Below are 4159 nucleotides of genomic sequence, written 5' to 3'. Positions count from 1 at the left end.
ACATGACGCTGATCGAGAACGTAATCGAGGTTCCGGTGCATGTTCTCGGCGTCAAGCGCGAAGTGGCCATCGCCGAGGCCGAAAAGCTGCTCGCCCGCGTCGGGCTGGCCGAAAAGCGCGATGTCTATCCGGCCTATCTGTCGGGCGGCCAGCAGCAGCGCGCGGCCATCGCCCGGGCGCTGGCCATCAATCCGCGCGTCATGCTGTTCGACGAGCCGACCTCGGCGCTCGACCCGGAACTGATCGGCGAGGTGTTGAAGGTGATCGGCGATCTGGCGCGCGAGGGCCGCACCATGGTGCTGGTGACCCACGAGATGAAGTTCGCCCGCGAAGTCGCGACGCATGTCGTCTACCTCTACAACGGGTTGGTCGAGGAAGAAGGGCCGCCGGAGCAGATCTTCGGTGCGCCCAAATCCGAAAGGCTGAAGCAGTTTCTGCGCAATGTTGGATGACTTGCGAGAAAGCAGACGGGAACGTCAAAACCAAAAAACGGGAGAAATGAAAAAATGAAACCTTTTCTCAAAACGGCGCTCGCGGCCACGCTGATCGCGTTGTCGGGCGCATTTTCGGCAAGCGCCGAACAGATCAAGGTGGGTTTTTCGCCTGAAGCCTATCCGCCGTTTTACTCGCAGGATGCTTCCGGCAACTGGGCTGGCTGGGAAGTAGACATCGTCAACGCCATCTGTAGCGAAGCCAAGCTGGATTGCGTATTGACGCCAATCCCGTGGGACGGCCTTATCCCGGCGCTTAAAACCAAGAAGATCGACGCGATTATGAATTCGATGTCCATTACCGACGAACGCAAGAAGGAAATCGATTTTTCGGAGAAATACTACAATACGCCGACTGCTGTGATCGGCGCCAAGGATCAGAAATTCGATGCGACGCCTGAGGGGCTGAAAGCCAAGATTATCGGCGTTCAGGCGTCCACGGTGCACGCTGCTTACGCCAAGAAGCACTTCACCGATGCTGCCGAGATCAAAGAATACCAGACGCAGGACGAGGCAAATCAGGATCTCGCCGCCGGCCGGATCGATGCCACTCAGGCCGATTCGATCGCGCTCGACGCATTTTTGAAGTCGGATCAAGGCAAAGCGTGCTGCGACCTCAAAGGTTATGTCGCACCGGACCTTGAAGTGCTCGGGCCTGGCGTCGGCGCCGGCGTACGTCAAGGCGATACCGGGCTCAAGGACAAGCTCAATGCCGCAATCAAGGCCATCCGCGCCAATGGCAAGTATGCCGAAATCACCAAGAAGTACTTCGACTTCGACATCTACGGCGAAGAGTCGCAGTCCAACTGACGGCAGCGGCATCAAGCCGGGCATGCCTAGCCGCCATCGTCGCGATGGCACGTCCGGCTTGATACATCGTTGGCGCCTCAACCCGGAAGTCCAGGGGACATCAGCTGAGCGACGTTCTCGCCACCATCTTCGGAGCCAGTTCGCTGGAATTGCTTTCCTTCCAGCCGCCGAACGGCAGGGGTCTCAGCCTTCTGCATGGGTTGGCAAACTCCGTCGGAATTGCTTTCGGCTCCTTTGGAGTCGGTCTCGTGATCGGCGTCGGCGGCGCTTATGGCAAGCTCTATGGCGGGCCGGTGGTCCGTGACCTGCTGGAAGTCTACACCACCGTGGTCCGCGCCGTGCCCGAACTGGTGCTGATCCTGCTGCTTTATTTCGCTGGTACCGACCTCATCAACCAGTTGCTCACCGCGCTCGGCCATGCCGCAATCGATATCAACGGTGTTGTCGCCGGAATAGGCGTGCTCGGGGTCGTGCAGGGCGCCTACTCTACCGAAGTCTTGCGCGGCGCGATTCTCGGCATTCCGCAGGGCCAGATCGAAGCCGCGCGGGCGTATGGAATGCCCCCCGGCCTGCTTCTCAGGCGTATAACGCTACCTGCGATGCTCCCCTTCGCCATCCCAGGGCTGGCAAATCTGTGGCTGATCGCCACCAAGGACACCGCGCTTCTCGCGATCGTCGGCGTCAATGAACTGACGCAAACCACACGGACGGCAGCCGGCGCGACGAAGGCTTATTTCACCTTCTTCATGGCGGCGGGCGCGCTCTATCTCGTTCTGACCCTCGTCTCCAACGTCGTCATCGGGCGTGTTGAGCGCTGGGCGCGACGCGGCATGCCTTCGATCGCGGGAACTCACTGATGGCGGCTGCCGAAACCCCGGTCATTAACGCCGCCGCCCGAGCTTCGCTCTGGATGCGGCCACATCGGATAGCGCTGATCCTGATCGCGCTGGTTATCATATTGGCGTCGATTTTCCTCATGCGCTGGGATTGGCTGCCCGCCTATCTGCCGCTGGCTTTGCAGGGCATATGGCGGACCATATGGCTGCTGGTGGTGACGTCGGCTCTGGGCATCGCGCTCGCTATCCCCCTCGGCCTCGCGCAGGTGATCGGCCCGCCGATTCTGAGCGTTCCGGCCAAGGTGTTCTGCACGGTTATTCGTGGTACGCCGCTGCTGCTCCAGCTCTGGCTGCTCTACTTCGGACTCGGTTCGCTGTTTCCACAATTTCCGTGGATACGCGAGTCGTTCCTCTGGCCCATTCTCAGGCAGGCATGGCCCTATGCAGTTCTTTCGCTGACGATTTCCTATGCTGGCTACGAAGGCGAAGTAATGCGTGGCGCCTTCGCAGGCGTACCGAAAGGTCAACTCGAGGCGGCCCGAGCTTTCGGCATGAGCCGTTGGAAAATGTTCAGGCGAGTATGGCTTCCGCAGGCGATCCACCGGGCGCTGCCGACGCTGGCCGGCGAAACCGTTCTCCAGCTGAAGGCAACACCGCTGGTGGCGACCATAACCATGGTCGACATCTATGCCGTAGCCTCGAGGGTGCGCCAGGATCTGTTCGTCACCTACGAACCCTTGCTGCTTCTGGCGTTGGTCTATATGGCCATTACCGGTATCCTGGTCTTCGGCTTCCGCCGGCTCGAGGCGCGGATTCCGAACCGGCTCGGCTGATCGAGACAGTTTCACGAATTCAGGACTTACGAAATGCAACTCAGTCTCGACCAGGCGACAGGGCTGTGCCGGATGGCGGCGCTCGGCGCCGGCGCCAATGAAGAAGCGGCGCAGTCGCTTGCAGCCTCCATCGTAGCGGCCGAGGCGGAAGGGCTGTCGACGGTCGGGTTGTCGCATTTCATCGACTATCTCGAAGCGCTGGAGGCCGGCCGCATCGACGGCAAGGCCGAGCCGGTCGTCACCAGGCCGGCCTTGGCGGTCTATCTCTCTGACGCGAAAGGCGGTCTGGCGCATACCGGCTTCGACCGCACCATCGACGATCTCGCCAAGGCGGCGCGTCTGTTCGGCGTCGCCATCTTTTCGCAGAAGAACGCCTATACATGCGGCGCACTCGGTTATTTCACCGGGCGGCTGGCCGCGCTGGGACTGGTGTCCTTCGCCGCGACGAACGGACCGGCCGTGCTTGCCGGCTCGGGCTCAGTCAAGCCGGTCTACTGCACCAACCCGATGTCCTTCGCTGCGCCCGCCGCCGACGGAGCGCCGCTGGTCATTGACCAGTCGTCGAGCGCCACTGCCTTCGTCAACATTCGCAAGGCGGCCGAGGACGGCAGAAAAATTCCAGAAGGCTGGGCACTGGACGCGAGCGGCAACCCGACCACCGATCCCGCCGCCGCCATGAAAGGCGCGATGCTGGCCTTCGGCGGCCAGCGCGGCGCCAACATCGCGCTGATGGTCGAAGTGCTGGCGGCTGGCCTGTCGGGCGCCAACTGGTCGCTCGATGCGCCATGGTTCAGCGGCGGACCGGACAGTCCCGGAACCGGCCTCTTCGTGCTGGCCGTCGAGCCTAAGCTGCTCGATCCGGATTTCGAGAAACGCATGAAGGACCAGCTCGAACGGTTGCGCCGCCGCTATGGCGTGCATGTGCCCGGCCGTGCCCGGGCCGAAGCGGCCGAGAAGGCGGCAGCACGGGGCATAACGGCTCCGAAAGCCGTGGTGCAGCGCATCTCCGAATTCGCCGCCCGGTATTCTTCCTAAAAAGTTTGTCTGCGATTTTTTCGCCGCCGCTGAACCTTTTTGCGCGGTGCCGCGACCAATGCCTGTCCGGGGTGGGGTTTGCCCGGGCGGTGACATCCGGTCGAATGTCCCGGGCTGGGGCGGGCGTCTCACGCCGTCCTGATACCGTCTCAGG

At 61.9% G+C, this 4159-nt stretch carries 5 protein-coding genes; all 5 read left to right on the top strand.

The annotated features are described in order from the left end of the window. The coding region (locus tag EOA86_RS24800) for an ATP-binding cassette domain-containing protein (protein ID WP_128344081.1) at nucleotides 1-452 on the top strand (452 nt) is incomplete at its 5' end. 54 nt (nucleotides 453-506) lie between these two features. Beyond that, entirely contained in the window at nucleotides 507-1301 is a 795-nt protein-coding gene (locus tag EOA86_RS24795) for a transporter substrate-binding domain-containing protein (RefSeq protein ID WP_127209968.1), read from the top strand. A gap of 143 nt (nucleotides 1302-1444) precedes the next feature. Then, the gene (locus EOA86_RS24790) at nucleotides 1445-2158 is read left to right on the top strand and encodes an ABC transporter permease (RefSeq protein ID WP_065006060.1); all 714 of its coding nucleotides are present in this window, start codon (nucleotides 1445-1447) and stop codon (nucleotides 2156-2158) included. Next, nucleotides 2158-2970, top strand: a complete 813-nt coding sequence (locus tag EOA86_RS24785) for an ABC transporter permease (RefSeq protein WP_127209972.1) — start codon at nucleotides 2158-2160, stop codon at nucleotides 2968-2970. The genes EOA86_RS24790 and EOA86_RS24785 overlap by 1 nt, the downstream gene beginning before the upstream one ends. A gap of 33 nt (nucleotides 2971-3003) precedes the next feature. Continuing rightward, nucleotides 3004-4005, top strand: coding sequence for an Ldh family oxidoreductase (locus EOA86_RS24780; RefSeq protein WP_128344080.1), 1002 nt, complete (start codon nucleotides 3004-3006; stop codon nucleotides 4003-4005). Nucleotides 4006-4159: the final 154 nt, after the last annotated feature.

The organism is Mesorhizobium sp. M5C.F.Ca.IN.020.32.2.1 (genome assembly GCF_004023105.1).
In the GTDB taxonomy this organism is placed as follows: Bacteria; Pseudomonadota; Alphaproteobacteria; order Rhizobiales; family Rhizobiaceae; genus Mesorhizobium; species Mesorhizobium wenxiniae.
This window is presented reverse-complemented; position numbering and strand designations above follow the sequence as displayed.

Coding starts and splice junctions, on each gene's coding strand:
- EOA86_RS24795 (WP_127209968.1), top strand. CDS start 507: ATGAAACCTTTTCTCAAAACGGCGCTCGCGGCCACGCTGATCGCGTTG.
- EOA86_RS24785 (WP_127209972.1), top strand. CDS start 2,158: ATGGCGGCTGCCGAAACCCCGGTCATTAACGCCGCCGCCCGAGCTTCG.
- EOA86_RS24780 (WP_128344080.1), top strand. CDS start 3,004: ATGCAACTCAGTCTCGACCAGGCGACAGGGCTGTGCCGGATGGCGGCG.